This window comes from Microbacterium aurantiacum (genome assembly GCF_031625015.1).
Classification (GTDB): Bacteria; Actinomycetota; Actinomycetes; order Actinomycetales; family Microbacteriaceae; genus Microbacterium; species Microbacterium aurantiacum.
Window position 1 is genome coordinate 52,544 of the sequence record NZ_JAHWXH010000005.1, and the last position, 17,678, is coordinate 70,221.

Annotated in this window: 16 protein-coding genes; 9 read left to right on the plus strand and 7 right to left on the minus strand. The window is 66.3% G+C overall.

Annotated features, from left to right (window positions below; genetic code table 11):
* Positions 1 to 53 precede the first annotated feature (53 nt).
* The gene (locus tag KZC50_RS15515; RefSeq protein WP_310892268.1) at positions 54 to 608 is read left to right on the plus strand and encodes a hypothetical protein; all 555 of its coding nucleotides are present in this window, start codon (positions 54 to 56) and stop codon (positions 606 to 608) included.
* Between the two features lie 61 nt (positions 609 to 669).
* Here KZC50_RS15515 and KZC50_RS15520 read toward each other — a convergent pair whose 3' ends face one another.
* From KZC50_RS15520 to KZC50_RS15535, 4 genes are read right to left on the minus strand one after another with little or no spacing between them, the layout of a single operon-like run.
* Positions 670 to 1,266 (minus strand): FHA domain-containing protein, encoded by a 597-nt coding sequence (locus KZC50_RS15520; RefSeq protein ID WP_310892269.1) that lies wholly within the window; start codon positions 1,264 to 1,266, stop codon positions 670 to 672.
* Positions 1,263 to 2,699, minus strand: coding sequence for a hypothetical protein (locus KZC50_RS15525; RefSeq protein WP_310892270.1), 1,437 nt, complete (start codon positions 2,697 to 2,699; stop codon positions 1,263 to 1,265). The genes KZC50_RS15520 and KZC50_RS15525 overlap by 4 nt, the downstream gene beginning before the upstream one ends.
* The gene (locus tag KZC50_RS15530; protein ID WP_310892271.1) at positions 2,696 to 3,760 is read right to left on the minus strand and encodes a M15 family metallopeptidase; all 1,065 of its coding nucleotides are present in this window, start codon (positions 3,758 to 3,760) and stop codon (positions 2,696 to 2,698) included. The genes KZC50_RS15525 and KZC50_RS15530 overlap by 4 nt, the downstream gene beginning before the upstream one ends.
* Entirely contained in the window at positions 3,757 to 4,221 is a 465-nt protein-coding gene (locus KZC50_RS15535) for a hypothetical protein (RefSeq protein ID WP_310892272.1), read from the minus strand. The genes KZC50_RS15530 and KZC50_RS15535 overlap by 4 nt, the downstream gene beginning before the upstream one ends.
* A gap of 306 nt (positions 4,222 to 4,527) precedes the next feature.
* Here KZC50_RS15535 and KZC50_RS15540 point away from each other — a divergent pair, with 306 nt between their 5' ends.
* Genes KZC50_RS15540 through KZC50_RS15575 form a run of 8 tightly spaced genes read left to right on the plus strand, consistent with a single transcriptional unit; the run spans position 4,528 to position 12,867 of the window.
* On the plus strand, positions 4,528 to 5,100 hold the full coding sequence (locus KZC50_RS15540) for a DUF6668 family protein (protein WP_310892273.1): 573 nt from the start codon (positions 4,528 to 4,530) through the stop codon (positions 5,098 to 5,100).
* Positions 5,097 to 5,375 carry a hypothetical protein gene (locus KZC50_RS15545; RefSeq protein WP_310892274.1) on the plus strand — a complete coding sequence of 93 codons (279 nt, stop codon included), beginning with the start codon at positions 5,097 to 5,099 and terminating at the stop codon, positions 5,373 to 5,375. Before KZC50_RS15540 ends, KZC50_RS15545 begins: the two co-directional genes overlap by 4 nt.
* Positions 5,376 to 5,386: 11 nt before the next feature.
* Entirely contained in the window at positions 5,387 to 6,133 is a 747-nt protein-coding gene (locus KZC50_RS15550; RefSeq protein ID WP_310892275.1) for a DUF8175 domain-containg protein, read from the plus strand.
* The gene (locus KZC50_RS15555) at positions 6,126 to 7,487 is read left to right on the plus strand and encodes a TrbL/VirB6 family protein (RefSeq protein ID WP_310892276.1); all 1,362 of its coding nucleotides are present in this window, start codon (positions 6,126 to 6,128) and stop codon (positions 7,485 to 7,487) included. The genes KZC50_RS15550 and KZC50_RS15555 overlap by 8 nt, the downstream gene beginning before the upstream one ends.
* On the plus strand, positions 7,487 to 8,995 hold the full coding sequence (locus KZC50_RS15560) for an SCO6880 family protein (protein WP_310892277.1): 1,509 nt from the start codon (positions 7,487 to 7,489) through the stop codon (positions 8,993 to 8,995). The genes KZC50_RS15555 and KZC50_RS15560 overlap by 1 nt, the downstream gene beginning before the upstream one ends.
* Entirely contained in the window at positions 8,992 to 10,728 is a 1,737-nt protein-coding gene (locus KZC50_RS15565) for a hypothetical protein (RefSeq protein ID WP_310892278.1), read from the plus strand. The genes KZC50_RS15560 and KZC50_RS15565 overlap by 4 nt, the downstream gene beginning before the upstream one ends.
* The gene (locus KZC50_RS15570) at positions 10,718 to 12,466 is read left to right on the plus strand and encodes a type IV secretory system conjugative DNA transfer family protein (protein ID WP_310892279.1); all 1,749 of its coding nucleotides are present in this window, start codon (positions 10,718 to 10,720) and stop codon (positions 12,464 to 12,466) included. Before KZC50_RS15565 ends, KZC50_RS15570 begins: the two co-directional genes overlap by 11 nt.
* Positions 12,463 to 12,867: a DUF4913 domain-containing protein gene (locus KZC50_RS15575; protein WP_310892280.1), complete on the plus strand. Its 405-nt coding sequence runs from the start codon at positions 12,463 to 12,465 to the stop codon at positions 12,865 to 12,867. The genes KZC50_RS15570 and KZC50_RS15575 overlap by 4 nt, the downstream gene beginning before the upstream one ends.
* Positions 12,868 to 13,748: 881 nt before the next feature.
* Here the strand turns inward: KZC50_RS15575 and KZC50_RS15580 are convergent.
* Genes KZC50_RS15580 through KZC50_RS15590 form a run of 3 tightly spaced genes read right to left on the minus strand, consistent with a single transcriptional unit; the run spans position 13,749 to position 17,034 of the window.
* Positions 13,749 to 13,982, minus strand: a complete 234-nt coding sequence (locus KZC50_RS15580; protein ID WP_310892281.1) for a helix-turn-helix transcriptional regulator — start codon at positions 13,980 to 13,982, stop codon at positions 13,749 to 13,751.
* Positions 13,979 to 15,076 carry a restriction endonuclease subunit S gene (locus KZC50_RS15585; protein WP_310892282.1) on the minus strand — a complete coding sequence of 366 codons (1,098 nt, stop codon included), beginning with the start codon at positions 15,074 to 15,076 and terminating at the stop codon, positions 13,979 to 13,981. The genes KZC50_RS15580 and KZC50_RS15585 overlap by 4 nt, the downstream gene beginning before the upstream one ends.
* Positions 15,073 to 17,034 (minus strand): HsdM family class I SAM-dependent methyltransferase, encoded by a 1,962-nt coding sequence (locus KZC50_RS15590; protein WP_310892283.1) that lies wholly within the window; start codon positions 17,032 to 17,034, stop codon positions 15,073 to 15,075. Before KZC50_RS15590 ends, KZC50_RS15585 begins: the two co-directional genes overlap by 4 nt.
* Positions 17,035 to 17,678: the final 644 nt, after the last annotated feature.

Sequence of the window (17,678 nt, forward strand, 5' to 3'; positions counted from 1 at the left end):
GATGACGACGGGTGAGCCTGCTCCCCGTATCGCACTGATGATTGGAGCCTGGAATGCCGCTCGCTGAATCTCACACGCTCGGGGACGTCCACCCCGCGGATGCCGTCAACTGGTATCTGCGGACGGCACTGCCGCTGTTCCTCGACGTCGCACACCGGCACGACACGGCGGATCTGCTGCGCAAGCTCCCCGAGCTTGCCCCTGCTGAGTGTGTGGCATCGCCGGCATGGGCGGCGGCCGCGGGGGAGTTGACGGATCTTCGGGGGTACCTCGCCTCGGATCGCAGTGAGATGCTGCTGGGATTTCGCGCCCAGGGGCGGCAATCCCGGCTGTACGCGGATCACGCGTCGCATCGTGATCTGCTGGAATCCGAGTTCCCCGCGCTGGCTGTCATCGGCTTCTCGGTGAGCCGACACCTTCGCCCCTCGAGCATCGGCTGGTCGGCATACGCCACCGTCAGCGAGCTTGTCGTGACCGTGGTGATCGCGGCCGACTATCTGGGAATCGGGCTCACTCCGCCGGATCTCTACGAGGCGTACGACGCCGGCCTGGCAGCGCTCCGCGATAGGGGAGTGCTGCGGCAGCTGGAGGCCACGCAAGCCTGCTGAGCGCGCGAAGAGGGCCCGGGAGCGGATCATCCGCCTCCGGGCCCTCTTCCTGTGTGTGGCGTCAGGTGATGCGGAGCGTAAAGGACGTGCTCTCTCCGAGAGTGAGGCGGTCGCCGTCCTTCAGGGGCACTGGTGATCCGGTGGCGGGCATGTCGGCGCCCCCTCGATGGACCGTCGTGCCCGACGTCGATCCGAGATCGGTGCAGTACAGCACCCCGTGATGCCAGTGCAGCACCAGGTGGGATCGGGAGACCGTCGGGTCGTCGACGGGAAGGAGGTTGTCGATCGTGGCGTCCGGGCTGGTCATGGACTGGGGGCGTCGGCCGATGACGATTCCCCCGCCTACGGCGTAGCTGTCGCCGCTGCCGGCGAGGAGGGATGCCGTGGTGTGCACCGCCGCGCTCTCGCTGGGTTGGTACGGCTGCATGTGGACGACCTCGATCCGTTCGCGGTCGTTGTGCACGCGGAGGGTGAACTGTCGGTCGACGTCATAGACGACGACCCGGACAGGTTCGTCCTTGGTCGCCGCGTGCTGGAGGAGCACGTCGCCCACGTCTCCGCGGAGGGTGGGGACGTCGTCACCGTGGCGGTGCAGCTGCGCACCGTCGATGTTGATGGTGCATGTCGCGTCGGACCGAAGGTGAACGGTGGTGGTCATCGGATCTCCCTCTGTGTGGCGTACACGTTGTGGTCGCGGAGCTTGTCTGCGACGACGAGGACGACGTCGCCGGTGGCGACGACGACGGGCTCGCGGTCGCCGGCGGTCTGGTCGGTGAACGGTTCAGCGTTGAAGTCGGCGTCCCGGGTGGCGAGCACGGGGACGCCGCTGCTGGTGCCGTAGACGGTGTCGCCGTCGACGGCGGTGGGAATCATTCGATCGAGCGGGATCACGGCGGGGTTGTCGCCGTGATCGATGAAGACGCTTCCGAGGACGGCGGTGTCGCCGTCGACAGAGCGCAAAAGGGTCGCGTTTGTCCCAATGCTCGCCGTCGACGCGGCCGCGGTGGCGATGATCTCGTTGCGCTCCAGATCCACCAGGGAGATGATCGCTCTCCCGCCGGTTGGCCACACCACGACGATGTGCTGGTCGTCGACGCCTCGGATCGTGCGCGGCTGTCCGTCGGCGCCGTCCGGGACGGGCATGAGGTTGGACGACAGTCGGTTGTCGGCCGACACTTCCCACCACACCTCGCCGTTGGCGGCGATGACGCTGTCCTCGCGCGCGAGAACGGCGGTGCTGGTGGCGGGGATATCGACGGTACGCGCCCCCTCGGACGTGACAATCCCTGCGGTCTGGTTCGGGAGGGTCATCAGCGGCGCCGACCCGTCGACGCTGAGCTTCCCGCCCGTGGGGAACGAGTACGCCTGTGACGCGCCTTGGTCGCTGTCGAGGTTCCAGGCGGTCAGTCCAGCGCCGGCGGCGCTGACGAGTACGCGTGTGCCTGCGATCTGCGCGAGCTCCACGCGGGTCCCTGACGTGCCGCTGATCGAGCGCCACTGCTCGCGGGCGTCGGACAGCGATCGGACCGAGAGGGTGCCGTCGTCGAGGATCAGTGCGGCCTCCGAATCGTTGACAGCAATGGGGGTGCTGCCGCTTCGGACAGGTAGGGACCAGCTGGCATCGGGGGAGAACCCGGGAGGGGGGAAGACCGGCAGGCGTGCGCCCTGCCCGGGGGGCGTGTACACGGGCGCTGCCGTGGGCCGAGGCGGATCGAACGCGCCTGCCCCGGCGGCGACGGCGAACCCGACCGACCCGAGCGCGACGACGGCGAGGCCGGCGACGGCCCCGATTACCCACCGCGGACGATGGCGAGGGCTAGCCTCCGCGTCGATCTGCCCGAGGGAGTGGACCGCGCCGTCGTCGGTGACGACGAGCGCGGTGACGACGTCGCCGGCGACGGCCCGCACGCGGACCGCACGCAAACCTTCATTGCGCGCCCGCTCGGCAATCGCCTGGTGGCCTGCCCGGATGGGGTCTTCTCCGACGCTGACGGGGATGGTGAACCCGTTGAGCTGGAGCCGTCCGCGTGCGTCGAGCTCCAGCGTGTAGATCGGGAACGGAGGGACGGTGGTGGGGTCGATCGTGGTCATGCGGCTACCGCCAATCCGTAGTATTCCCAGTGCCATGCCTCGCGCGGGCCCGTGCCGCCGGGCTTCGCCCAATCGGGGTGGACCCATCCGTACCGGCCGGCATTCGCCGTCAGCCAGACGAAGATCGGGCTTCCCTCGGAGATCGTGAACGACTGGCGGTTGGCGACGTCGATCGCCATTCCCCACCCGTGGTTGCTTGTGCCCGGTTCAGCGGCGTTCCGACAGCTGCCGAGGGAACACCAGAACTCTCGTGCGCGGACCTGGTTCTCGTAGCTGCGGTACGCGTCGTTGAGGGGGAGGTCGTAGCCGAACTCTGCCCGGAAGGCGTTGTTGAGCGCGATGAGCGCCTGCGCCGCGTCGGCACGAAGTGTCCGGTCCGGGTTCCACGGAAGCGGCTGCAGCGCGCTCTCCGGGATCTTCCCGTTGCTGAATCCGCCCCATGGGCCGGGGGCTGCGCCGGTCGCGGGGGAGAAGCTGCCGTCTCCTGCCGCGGCGCACGCTCCCGAGGCACCGGGGACGAGATCGAGAGTCGCACCCGTCAGGGCTTCGACAACCTCGACCGCCTCGGCGTGGTACGGGTCGTAGTGGTACGGGTCGCTGTTGCGCTGGACGGCGTTAGCCGCCAGCGTGGGCACCATTCCGGCCCAGCCATCCAGCACGGCGAGACGATCGAAGAACAACCGCGCCGATGTCGCCGGGTCCATACGCTCCGCGACGGTGCCCCAGCTGCCTTGCTGCTGGAACAAACCGATCGAGTCGGCCACGCTGCCGTCCGGGTTGATCGCGTTGTCGCCGTAGTCGATGTTCCGCAACGACGATTCACCCATCGCGGTCATCACACCGATGACCGCGGCGTGTGCGTCCAGCTCGAGGTCGCCTGCCGCTTGGATGATCGCCGCGGCGTTGGTGAGCTGTTCAGCGTCCCACCGTCCAACGGTCTGCCCTTCGGCCACGCGCGGGACGAGCGCGCTCGGACCGCACGCGTTGGCGGGGGAGAAGAACAGAAGAACCAGGAGCGGGATCGTGACCAGGACCGCTACGGCGCCGGCTAGCCACTTCACTGTGCCCCCTCCGGCTGCACGAAGCGGTCGACGACCCATCGGGAGGATCCCGCTTCGCCCTCACGCACGAGCTGGACACGCCACTGCCCGATAGTGGTGGGGATCAGGTACGCGACGGCCGTTGCGTTCCCCTGCACGAGAACGGGGGAACCCTTGATCTCGGCCTCCGGAACCCGCATGGGGTCGACGGTGGAGTACGCGTAGAGGGCGTCACGCCCGAGATACGGCGAGAGTGCGTCGATCCACCGATCCGGCGTCTCCAGGCGGTTTAGGTATGCTCTCAGCGCCGAGTCGGCCAGGGTAGCGGTTTCTTCGAGATCATCCGCTTCGGGGGTGTCGATATAGGTCGGAGTGTTCGTTACTGAAGGAGTCGGGGTGGGAGATTGCGGGCTTACGGCTCCACACCCCACCACAGGCACGACGGCGACGAGAACGATCGCGACCTTCCACCAGTTCCGCATCAGCGGTATCTCCTTCGCTCTGGCCTACTCATCCGATGACGGGACCTTCGAGTAGGTCCATGCATGTCGCGATGTGTCTGCCTCTGCTTGTCGTGCACTTCCGCTAAAGAGTGTATTTGAACTAATCTGTTTAGGGAATTGGATGGTTCGGTGACATGAACGATCGCTCTGGCGGTCATTAGGAGGAAAAGCAAGGTGGGCCGGTTAGGAGGAGTCAAGGTGCAGAAACGATCTGCGAGTCGAGGGGAGACGAAGGGGAGTCCGTGGACCCCTTCAACTGCCGCGCCTGCGCCCATCGACGCCGCGATGGGCGCCGATCCGCTCTGGCGCGACCAAGTGACGATAACTGGTCTACCTGCACCCACCCCCGGCCTGGTCCCGCTGAGCGCGGTCGAGACGATCCCGCACCTCGAGCTCACCGACGCCCCGCGCGTCGCAATCATGGGCCTCCACGGTGGCGCAGGGGCGTCGACGGTGGCGGGCCTGCTGGGGGAGGGGACTCTCGACACGTCGTGCCGGTGGCCGCAGTACGTCGGGTGGGAACGCCCCTTGCCGGATATCCCCGTCGTGGTCGTCACCCGCACCCATCACCGTGGCATCGAGGCCGCGGACAAGTTCGCCCGCGCGTGGGCGGCGGGCTCTCTCGCACCCTCACGCCTCGTCGGGCTTGTCGTGATCGACGACGGCCCGCGTCTTCTTCAAGACCAGCAACGAGCTGTGCGACGCCTCGCACAGCTCACGCCGTCTGCCTGGCATCTGCCGTGGCAGGACACCTGGCGGATCGAACCGCCCACGCCTCAGACCTTCTCGACTCGGCTGCGCCGCACTCTCGCGGCGATTGAAGCCTCTATCTCCCCATCGAATGGAGCCACCAAATGAACCCCATCGTGTCCGCCCTGTGGTCGATCGTCCCCGCTCTCCCCAACCCCTCGCCCGAGCAGCCGCCCGGGACCGAGGGTGTGGTGACGATCCTCAACTGGATCAGCTGGATCGTGATGGTCGGCGGCATCGCCGGCTTCCTCATCTCCGCGGGATACCTCGCCTTCGCCGCCTGGACCGGCCGTGAGATCAACGGTTTCAAGGGCCTGGTGCTCGCGATCATCGCCTGCATCCTCGCGGCCGGCGTCGGCGGCATCATGCAGATCTTCATCTGAGAGGTAACCCCATGACGGACGCGTCACCCCCGCCCTCGGGACGGAACCCCTTCAACATCTGGTGGGCTCTGTCCGGGGGACTTCTCCTCCTGGTCGTCATCGCCGCGGTCATCTTCGGAGTAACGGCGATCGCGCCGCCCGCCGCCGAGCCCGGTGACGAAACGACAGCGCCGACCGCGCCGGCGACCTCCGCACCGCAACCGACAACGGACCCGACCGCCGACGTCTGCAACGTCGACGCCACCGACCAGTCCATCCCCGTCGCCGGGCCGGCGGCGGAATGGGAGACGTTCGGGTACTTCCTGTACCCGACGTCGTCCACCTACGGCCCCATCCCGGACCCGGCAGGCTCGGAGTGGGGATGCTTCGCGCAGAGCCCCACCGGGGCACTCTTCGCTGCCGCGAACTTCTTCCGCGTAACGGCCGGTGATGACTTTGAGACGGGCGTCCCACAAGCCGCCGTCGACAACGCGGCTCTCGACGCTTGGCTGGCGACAGCGCGCGAGCGGCCTTCCGGCCAGACCGCCGGACGGGTCGCGCAGATCTCCGGATTCCAGTACATGAGCGTCGAGCCTGACGCCGTATCAATCCGTCTCCTCTTCACACAGGATGACCTCGACGCGTATCTGACTCTCGGCATGGTATGGGATGAGGATCGACAGACCTGGATCGGTGACTTCGGGGCATCCGAGGTTGCCCCCACCGTCGCGGAATCGGTGACGACCTTCACCCCGTGGGCGGCGGTTGCCAATGGCTGACGCTGGTTGCCTGCCACTGGACTTTGCCTGCCAGGCGGGCGACGTCGTTTCTGGCTGGGTCGGGGATCTCGCGAACTCCGCTATCGCTGAGTTTGCGCAGTCCCTGGTCGACGTCTCGATTGACATTGCGGCGGAGCTCAACAAGTGGTGGATGAGCCTGCCGTCGATCGACCTCCAGGCATCGGCGCTAATGCAGGTCCAGGAGGACCTTCGTTGGTACGTGATGTTCTTCGCCGTGCTGGGTTTTTTGTTCGGGCTGATCCGCGTTCTCGTGTCGAACGAGATTCGGTCGGGGATCGGCACCGCCAAGATGATCCTGAACCTCATCCTCGCGTCCAGCGCTTATGCGGTCGGCATCACCCTTGCGCTCCAGGCTGGTGACGCCTTCGCACCCTGGATTCTCGAGCGGGCACAGGGCAATACCACCGATGGGATGGCCGCGCTGATCTCCGGGACGGCGATCATGGCGCTCGGCCCGGGACCGGCGGTCTTGCTGGCGCTGCTGGTGTTCCTTTCGGTCGTCGCGAACGCACTGTTCATGATTCTCCGGACCGCGATGATCGCGCTCCTCGCGGTGTTCCTGCCGATCCTCGCCGCGGGCAGCGGAACCGAGATCGGCAATCAGGCGTGGAAGAAGGCGAATGGCTTCCTCATCGCCCTGCTGCTCTACAAGCCTGTCGCGGCGACGATCTTCGCCGTGGGTATCTGGATGGTGCAGACCCCCTCGTTTGGCACGTCCGGCACCGATGCTGTCTCAGGGTTCCTCGGCGTCATGACGGGCGCTCTGATCCTGATTCTCGGCGCGCTGTGCCTGCCGGTACTGATCAAGTTCCTCGTTCCCGTCGCGGCCACCGGCACCTCGAATATGTTCTCGGGTGCGGGCGCGGCGGGCCTTGGCCTCGCCACCGGCGCCGCTGTCGTGTCGGTCGGCGGAATGGTCGCGACCGGGGGTGCGAGCGCTGCGGCAACGGGCGCCGCGGCCACCGGGGGAGCGGCCAACGCAGGCGCTGGCGCTCTGTCCTCCGCTGTGGGCGCATCCTCCGCCGCGGGCGGGGGAGCGGGAGCCGGCGCGGCCACCGGGGGCACAACGGGATCCGCCGCGGGCGGAGGGTCCACCGGCGCCGGGTCCGGCGGTCGGGGTGGCTCTCAGGCTGTCGGCAACGGTGGCGGTTCGGGTGGCACCGCGTCTTCGGGCACGGGTGCGTCAACGCCTGCTGGGGCGGAAGCGACGCCCGCGGCGACACGGGGCCCGTCCGGGTCGCGTTCGGAGCTCGTGGGCAGCACCGCGAACGCGTTCGGTAGCGCGGCGAGAGGCGCCGAGTCTGTGGACTCGGCCGTAGAAGGCGAGAAGTGATGACGAACGTTACCGAGCAGGTCACCTACGGCAACCTCAGCCGCCCGGGACGGACGGGCCTGGGCGCGCTGTCGATGGGTGCGAGCCTCGCGGGTATCCCGGTGGTGCTGTTGTGCATCCTCCTGATGATCCGCCAGGCGTATCTCGCGGCACTGATCGTCGCCGTCGTGGGCGTCGGCGCGATCGTGGCGACGTCGATCCGCTCACCCCGCGACGGTCGGAACGTGTATGAGCGGGCAATGCTGCACGTCGCGAACGCTCAGAAGGTGTCGTCGGGTCGCGCGGTGTACATGGCAGGCCCCGCGGGCACCACTCCGGATGGCAAGATCCGTGTCCCGGGGCTCCTCGCGCAAAGCGAGCTGTCCGAGCACCGTGACGCGTTCGGGCAGCCGTTCGGGCTGATCCGTTTGCGCTCGAGCAAGCACTACACGGTGGTTCTGGAGTGCTACCCCGATGGGGACGCGCTGGTCGACCAGGATCGGGTGGACTCGATGGTCGCCCACTGGGGCGGGTGGCTTGCCACCCTGACCCGCGATGTGGCGATCGTCGGCGCATCCGTCACCGTCGAGTCGGCCCCCGACAGTGGGTTCCGGCTCGAGCAGATGGTGAACGCGAACATGTCCCCGAAGGGCTCGGAGTTCTCTCGAGCCGTCGCCCGGGCACTTCCCAACCAGGTCAGCGCGGGATCTCCGACCGTCACCACACGCGTCGCCATCACATTCAGCGGCCGCGGGTTCGATAAGGACGGCACCGACAAGGGCCTGGAGGCGATGGTCGACGAGATCTCCACGCGTCTGCCCACGCTGATCTCGGGACTGCACCAAACCGGTGCGGGAACGTCTGTGCGTGCGTGCACCGCTCAGGACATTGTCGACTTCACGCGCACCGCCTACGACCCCACGGTCGCGAACCAGATCGAACGTGCCCGCGCGGACGGCGGTACCGGCCTGACGTGGCACGATGCCGGCCCGGTGTATGCCGACGACCGGAAGCTCGATCGGTACTTCCACGACCGCGCGGTGTCGAAGTCCTGGACGATGCATGAAGCACCGCGAGGGGTGTTCTACGCCTCCGCGCTGCGCTCGTTGCTCGACCCGTCGCCGGGCGTTCTTCGTAAGCGCGTGACGCTCCTCTACCGGCCGATCCCGGCCGGTCAGGCGGCGGACGTCGTCGAGGGCGCGGTGAACAACTCCTATGCGGCGGCATCCCAGCGCAACCGGCCGACAGCTCGACAGCAGCAGCGCTACGCGCAAGCGGTCCGCACGGCGGAGGAGGAGGCGCTGGGCGCGGGCCTGGTGCGGTTCGGAATGATCGTCACCGTCTCCTGCGCGGATGAGTCCGAGCTTCCCCGGCTCGACCAGGCGATTCCGAGCATGGCCGCTCAGGGACGTCTTCGCATCCGCGAGGCGCTGGGCAACCAGGCGGTGTACTTCCAGGCCGCTCTTCCTCTGGGTGTGGTGCTCCCTGAGCACACGATCATCCCCGACCAGGTTCGGGAGCTGATGTGAGCGACTACATGCTCTGGGTCGCGATCGGCGCGCCCGCGGTGGTCGTCGCGATGGCCGTCGCGAGCATCATCGCCGTGGTGATCTCCCGTCGACGCGCACAGCCGCCCGCGGCCGCGGCGGGACTCCGGTTGTCGGAGAGGGAGGCCCGCCGCCTGCGGACCCGCCTCAGCCGCGAGCAGCGCCGCGCGGAGGCGGCGCGCACGGAATCGGCGGTCGAGCGTTTCCGTAGCGTGATGACCGAGTCTCGGTCCCGATCGACGTCCCGCCCGGGCCGGCGGGGATGGTCGGGCCGCGGTGCGGGCTTCGTCAACTACGTCCAGCCGCTCCCCGAAGCTCAGGGAACGACGGTGCAAGTGTGCGGCCTGTGGCCGTTCGGGATCTCCCATCAGGGGGCAGTCGTCGGCGTTCCGCTCGGCAAGAACCTGCGCTCACCCGGGCAGGTCACCGCCGACCCGATGTACTGGTTCCTCAACGGCATCATCAGCAACCCGTCCGCGTTCATCCTCGGGCGTCCCGGCCTCGGGAAATCGACCCTCGTCCGACGTCTCCTCACCGTCTACGACGCATGGAACGTCATTCCGCTGGTGCTGTCGGATACCAAGCCGGACTACGTCGCGCTGGTCACCGCTCAGGGCGGGCAGGTCGTGAAGGTGTCCCGCGGGTTCGGGCACATCAACCCGCTCGACTTCGGTCCTCTCGCAGCACGCGTCGCGGAGATCCCCGACGAGCGCAAGCGCGCCGAGATCCTCAACTCCCTGCGCGAGCGTCGTGTCGCGAACATCTCCGGCCTGGTGCGCCTCGCCCGCAACGGTGCGATGCAGGCCTACGAATCGTCGATCCTGGTCGAAGCCATCCGCATTCTGGATGAGATCGAGTGGGAGGCCGCGCCGCTTCTGCGCGATCTCGTGGGGATCATCACTTCCCGCCCCGATCGGCTGCGCGCGCTGACCCGCGACAACGGCGACGACGTCAAGTACGACGAGCGCGTGCGGATGCTCCTCGACGACCTGACGGCGCTTGGATCCTCCGGCCCGTTCGGTGACGTCTTCGCGCACCCCACGACTACGCACATCGACGTCGGCCGACCGGTCGTGTTCGACCTGTCCGCGATCGACGACAGCGACCTGCAATTGCAGGCCGCGGTGCAGTCGGTGACGTGGAGCTACGGTTCCGCGGTCGTGGAAGTGCAGAAGGGCCTCGCTGATGCCGGCCTGGTCCCGCCGACGCACTACATCCTGGTCATGGATGAGCTGTGGCGGATGCTTCGTGCCTCGTCGACAATGGTCTACTTCGTCGACGCGCTCACCCGTCTGAACCGTCAGCGCGGTATCGGCCAAATCCTCATCACGCACACGATGAACGACCTCAAGCTCGAAACCGAGCAGCTGACCTCCATCGCGTCCGGGTTCGTGGAGCGGTCGGCTATGACGTTCATCGGAGGGCTCGCGCCCGCCGAAATGGGCAACCTCCGAACCGTGTTCGCCCTCTCGAACGCCGAGCAGACCATGATCGAGGACTGGTCTGCAGAGTCCACGATCAACCCCGACACGGGGCGCACCGCCACCCCGGCGGGGCGTGGAAAGTTCCTCCTCAAGATCGGCAAGGCACCGGGCACACCGTTCCAGGTGACGCTTGTGTCGGACGAGCTCGCCGTGAACGACACCAACACCGCCTGGCGCGGGATGCAAGGCTCCCTCGTCGGCGCCGGGGCGGGGACCTCCTATGAGTCGTGAAGCGAACCGCCGCGGCGAGCCGGTCACCGCTGAGCTGGGGTGGATCATCGCCCTGGTGGCGATCGTCGCCCTCGGCGGGATCTCGGTGGCACTGTGGCTCGGGTCACTGGTGAACCCGGAAGTGCAGCGCCTCGGCACGACCAATCCGCTGACGATCGCGCAAGCGTTCGCCTCCGGCCGCATCCGCCCCACGGGCGGACAGGTTGCACTCACCGCGGCGATGTTCGCCGCCGCGGCCGCGTTCCTCGGCCTGCTGGTGGTCGCCTGGCGCCGCCACACGCGCACCCGGACACGGGTCGACTACAAGTCGCGCCACATGGCGCAACCGCGAGATCTCGCCCGCTTCTACGAGCCGGCGGCGCGGCAGGATGCCGCCCGCCTCGGCGCGACCGCGGCGGGCACGGGCGTCACCCTCGGCGCCGACCCCCGCAACGGCCGCAACCTGTATGCCTCCTACGAGTGGGTCCAGATCTGGCTCATGGGACCTCGAGCGGGCAAGACCTCGTGCGTGTGCGTCCCGCAGATCCTCGAGTCCAACGGTCCCGTTCTGGCCACCTCGAACAAGCGCGACATCGTCGACATGACCCGCGGGCCCCGCTCGGACCGTGGGGTCGTGTGGGTCCACGACGTGCAGGGCATCATCGGGGAGGCATCCGACTGGTGGTGGAACCCGCTGAGCTTCGTCGTCGACATGGAGACGGCGGAAAAGCTGACGGCGGTGTTCCAGTCCGCCGCGGAATCCGCCAACGCCTCCCAGGACGCCTACTTCAACAGCGCCGGCCGGGAGACGCTGGCGCGGCTGTTCCTCGCCGCGGCGCTGGACAAGCGGCCGATCACGGACGTGTTCCGGTGGGCGAACAACCCCGACGAGAAGGTAGACGACCCGGCTGCGATCCTCATTCGTCACGGGCAGCTCGCCCAAGGGCAGGCGCTGGGGGAGACTCAGGGCCTCACGTCCAAGCAACGCGACGGCGTCTACGGGACGCTGCGCCCCTGGATCGGTTTGCTCGGCAACCCGAAGGTGCTCCCGTGGATCACCGACGCCGGCAACGGCCGACCTCACTTCGACCCGTACCGGTTCGTGACTTCCACCGACACCCTCTACCTGATCTCCGCCGAGGGCGGGGGATCGGCGCGTGCGATCACCGCCGCCCTGACAATGGCGGTGCTCGAGGCGGCAGAACGTGTCGGCTCCCTCCAGCCGGGAGGGCGCCTGCAAACCCCGCTCCTCGGGGTGCTCGACGAGGCCGCGAACGTCTGCCGGTGGCGTGAGCTCCCCGACAAGTATTCGCACTACGGTTCCCGCGGAATCGTCCTCTCGACGTTCTTCCAGTCCTGGCAGCAGGGCGTGGAAGCGTTCGGAGAGACGGGCATGGGGAAGCTGTGGTCGGCCGCGAACGTCCGCTTTGTCGGCTCCGGGCTCTCCGAGGACAAGTACCTGTCGTTCGTCTCGCAAGCCATCGGTGACTTCGACACGGTCAAGCGGTCCCGCTCCGCGCAGTACCGCGGGACGTCGATCACCACATCCATCCAGCGTGAGCGGATCTTCGACGTCGCAGACCTCACCGCTCTTCCCGGTGGCCGCGCGGTCATGGTCGCGACACAGACCCCCGCGGCGCTGGTCAAGCTCGTGCACGTCTCCGAGCGGCCCTACGCGGCCGCGGTGAAGACGTCACAGACCTACTACGAGCAGCGCGCCGCACGGCGCGCACAGCCAGCACAGGAGGCCCGCCGATGACCTACGAAGACGACGACCTGGACGACGCCGCGGCGATCGACACCACGGCCGAGCCGCCCCGGGAACCGCTCTACATATCGGTGTATGACTTCGTCGATGACTGGCTCCTGCCCAACTATCAGCGCAAGCCCGGTCCGTTTCGGTGGGATCCGAACTGGTTCGAGAACTTTGAGGCTGTCGAACGACTGACCGCGCTCTGGTACGCGTTCGAGGCCGCCCGCCACGATGCCGCCCCTGCAATGGCGGCGTTCTGGCTCAACACTCTGGACCCGATGATGCGCGAGCTCACATCGCAAGAAGGCGTGTTCTGGTATGTCCGCCTCTACGGCGAAGAGGGCGCGGCAGCATCGCCGGAGCCGTTCAAGTCGAACAGAGCCCCGGCTGAGATCCGCGCACCATGACCGAAGCGAGAAACGCCGCCGGCGACGTCACTATCCCGAGCCGCCGCAAGCCGACCAGAGCGGAAAAGCTCCGCCGCCGCGCGAGCAGCACGAAGTTCTCCACCGGCGGGAACATCGCCGCTCTGGTTCTCAGCACAATTGCCGCGATGGGGTGGGCAGCTACAGGGGCCGATGGCGAGAACGGTGTCTTTCTCATGTCCGAAGAGCCCCATTCCGCCGCGCATGGTCCGCACACCAGGGTTGCATGATGCTCAACCCGCGCGATGATCTCTCGCCCGGCGAGCCGCGAAGTGATTGACGTCGTGCTGGAGCGCCCTGTCGTCCGGCACCCGAAATCGCACCGATTCTCGGAGTTCTCACGACAGCGGTGGGCGATCCATGAGTTTCACATGGCGGTGAGCTTCCGCCACGGGCCGAGGAACGGGATGGCACTAACTCTTGCGGAGGCACACATGGCGATAAGGACCGGCAATGCCAGCCTGGAGGACGTCTGGATCATGGTTACAACCGCTCGCGGCCGCAACCTCATCCAAACCGTCCTCACCCCCAGGCCGGACATTCGTAGTTAGGTAAATACAAGGCCTCGCACCGACGACACCGAAACCCCAACCGATCGTCAACGAGAACGGTCCGACAGCTCGAGCAATGAGGGATCGCAAAGACGTCGACGGCCGACTCTCCGCTCTCCGCGCTCATGACGAAAGAGGCTAGCCCGGAATGCCCTCTCCGGTGAGCCGCTGAGCGAAACTGTGGACAGCGTGACCCTGAAGCCACCCCTAGCCGAGGTGGAAAGCGCGGTCACAGCGACGCTGTCGCCGTATGGTCTCCTCGGCGTCGCGGTTAGCCTCAGCACTGACCTAACTGCCATGGAGCCTCTGCACTCAAGCGCTGGCGCCACGAGGACGATCCGGTCTGAGCTCTACTTTGAGGCGCAGCGCCTTGGCCACTTTCGCGAGAGTGGTGGTCGAGATGGGCGTTCCTAGCTCGACGCGGGCCACTGTGGGGCGGGAGACTCCTGCCTTCACTGCGAGCTCCGTCTGGGTCATGCCCTGCTGGTTGCGGGCCCGGCGGATCTCGCTACCGAGTCCGTCGGCGGGGCGTAGCGTCCTGCTCATGCTGCCTCCCCGAGGATGCGCGAGAGCGGCCGTTCTGACCTTGCACGGAGCACCGCCCCGTAGCGGGACATCCCCTCCCAGTCGACAACCTGCGCGCCGCTCGCATCGAGCATGGTCGGCACCATGATCTTCTGCCGCCCGAGCCGGTGCAGCGTGAGCTTGTAGCCGAAGCCGAACTTCGGCACGCACTGATGAGTCAGCAGCGTCACCATCAGCAGCAACGCGTCCTCCGTCGCCTCGTCGGCGAGCGGCTCCAGCACGATCACGTCGTCGGAGGCGCTGAAGGGCATCGGCTGGTACTTCGCATGGCCTGTGCCGCCGTCGCCGTTGTAGATCAGCGTCAGCCAGCCGCCTGGGAACAGCGCCGGGAGGTCGGCGAAGTCGACAATGCTGTTGTTGACGCGCGACCCCGCGACGAACGGCATGGTGCCGCGCTTGCGGTGCGCAGTGATGATGCGCTTTCCCTTGTGGGCGCGGAACAGCCCCTCTTGGCGACCAGGGACATCGACGACGTACATCGGCTCGAACCTTAGGTGCGGGAGGTGGTTAAGGGCCGCGTCAGTCTGTCGAGCGCTATGTGTGTGTGTGATGACCTCGGCAAAGAGCTCCTTGCCAAGCCGGGTCATCCCGTCCCAGTCGACGACTTGCTCCCCGTCGCTCTCGGTGACGGATGCTACGGGAACCATGATCCGCGTCTTTGCCAGGCGCCCGAGAGTGGCTCCGTTTCCTCCCCATCCGAACTTGCCCATCTGCTCCTTGATCAGCGCGATCAGCATGAGGCCCGAGTAGTGTTCCAGCCGCGCGTGGCGCAGGACCTGGATGTTCTGGCTCGTGTAGAAGTCGACGGGTTGGTAGGCGATCGTCTGTGTGTCGAGGCCGATCGTCACCGCGTTTCCTGGCTCAGGCGCCTTATCCTGGCGAGCGCAGAAGCCGTCAATGCCGTTGCTCGCGCGCGTGCGTGACACGAAGGGATAGGACGGCTCTCCCGAGGTATCGAGCTTGGACTTGTCGTACCAGGCCAGCGAAGAGTTCATTGACTCGAACACATCGATGATCAGCACCGGCGCGAACTTCAAATCGTCGTAGACGCTCATGCTCCGGGCCCCTCCACGTCCACAATCGCAGGGCCCGGCGTGATGAGCTCGCCGAGCCCGTGCGCGTGCATGTCGACCTGCCAGGTGACGTAGTCCGCGACGGTTCTGTAGAAGTCCTCGTAGCTCGGCGGCTGGTCGTTGAAATAGAAGTAGCTGTGCTGCCACTCGTCTGTCGCGGTGACCTCCGAGTGCACCACGAAGCGAGTGTCCTCGGGGACGCCATCGTTGAGCACTGAGAGCAGATGCTCGCGGCGGTCATCTGCGCGGCCATCGTCCACGAGTCCGACGTGCTGGCGGACCCTATAGCCGTCGTCCTTGAAGTCGACGAACGCCGTCTTCTTGCTCGCGGGGTGGGGTACGCCTGCGGTGAACAGCGCGATCACGACGTGGGTTCCGATGCCGTGGAACGTGTCGGGGTTCATCGTGAGCACCGCGTCGAGCGTGTGATGCTTGAGGATCTGCGCCTTCAGCGCCTTGTCTTCCTTAGTCTTTCCGACCATCGCCGACTGAGGCACGATTGCCGCGAGACGCCCGCGCACATCAAGCATCGTCAGCGCGCGGTGGATAAACGACAGTTCCGAGAGGTGCCGAGTCGTCTTGTCCTTCGACTGGGAGTACGGAGGGTTGATCAAAACCTTGGTGAAGCTCTCCAAGCGGGCCGGCCGATCCGGGTCGAGCGGAAAGAATCCCTCGCGTTGCACGTCGAAGAACGAGTTGCGCTGGAAGTTTGCCTTGCCGTCGCCGCGCAGGATCATGTTCGTGGTGCCGATGGCGAAGAGCTTCTCCTGGAGCTCAACGCCGTGGAGCTGATACTTCTTGATCTCGTCGAGCTTCTTCTCGAGCGCCGCCGGATTGTCCTTCAGCCGGGCGACGGCGTCGTCGAACATCTGCCGCATTGACGCAATGAGGAACGCTGCGCTACCCGCCGCGGGGTCGAGCACTACATCGTCGCAGTTGACATCGATCAGCTCGGCCATGAGATCCGTGACGTGATGAGGCGTGAGCACGATGCCTAGTGAGTTGCCGTCCGAGCCGCCGTACTTCACGAACTCTCCGTAGAAGTTTCCGAGCACGTCGAACGCGCTGTACGAGGGGTCGGAGACGATCTTGAAGACCTCCGCGTCGAGCACTTCCACGAAACTGCGGAGCGGCGTCTTGCCGAGGTCGCGGTGGCGCTGGTTCAGCAAATTGTGTCTGCGGATGAAGCTGAAACGGTCCAGCATGATACCGACCTTCTGCTTCGGACCAAGGTCCGCCTCGGGGCTCTCAAGGAACTCCTTAGCAGCGTTGTAGACCTTCTCGCCGTCGCGATAGCCGTTGCGTTGATCGCCAGTCAAGTCATCGAGCAGTTCCGGCCTGTACTTGAGCGCGAGCAGGATCGCAGAGACGAGCGTCGCCTTGTGCTCGTTCTCCAAAGAGGCGTAGTTGCGCATCCCCTCATGCAAGGAGGCCGCGACCTTTCGGATCTCGCGGACGTCCTTCTCCTCCTGGGGGAGTTCTCCGAGCACTGCTACGCGGTGGTATTCGTCGATCGCGTCGGGCGCGAGGCTCGTGAATGTGTCGATCGGGTCCAGTAGTTTGGGAGCCAAACCGGGGGCGATGAAGGCGATGTTTACGTCGTGGTGACCTTCGCTACCGGCAACGCCGATCGCGAAGACCTTCTTGCCCGTCTTGTCCGCGAAGACGGTGGCGTAGTGCACGGCGCCGTTGAGGGCATGTGTGGTCCGGGCCGGATAGTCGACATCCAGGTCGCCGTCGGCGTTCAGCAGCATCGAGTCCTCGAACCTTGCCTTGTCCTCGATCACGACGATGAAATCGCCCGACTCGACGACGAACTCCGGCTTTCCGCGTCCGCCGGCGACGCCCTTCGATGCCCCTGCGAGTGCATCGTAGATGTACGTCGGAGCGTCGCTGCAACTCTGCTCCCATGGTCGGTCGAAGCCGATCGTTCGCAGCATGTCGCGCACGAACTGGTCCGTGCTTCTTTCGTTACTCATCTCACGCCTTGCTCTCGAAAAGTGCTCCTCAAGATGTATCAGTTATGTTGCATTTGTGGTTGAGACGATGAGGCGATTCTGAGCACGACATCGACGCCAGACCCTCGCAGTGGCCGCGACGGCTGATGCGCACGCCGATAGGCAGGCGAGCTCCCGGGCCGACTGCCGTTCACCATTCACGTGCTCATCTCGCCACGGCTGCTCAAGGATCTCCAGCACCGGAGATGCACGCCGTGCAAGCACGGCGACAGGAGAGAAAACCAGGTCAGACTATCTTTATGGATACCAGGGCGGGGTGATGCCCGCTCCTGCAGTGATTGCGAATCTCGCAAATAGTACGAGTTCAATCTGACATAATTACTATTATCGGCAAACAAACGTTTCGCAATTATCGGTCAAATGTACTACAGCGGGTCGGATCGAAGTGTCGCTTTGGCGGCAGCAGCCACCGCTGTCGCGGCCTGGTTGTCGGCTCGCGGTCGGCCTAGGCCGTGTTGATCAAGAGGTTTCGCTCCTCGGTGGGTGAGTCTTGAGCGGTGACGCGACAGGAGATCTCTGACGAGGTGTGGGCCGTGATGGAGCCGTTGATGCCGACGGTGTCCGGG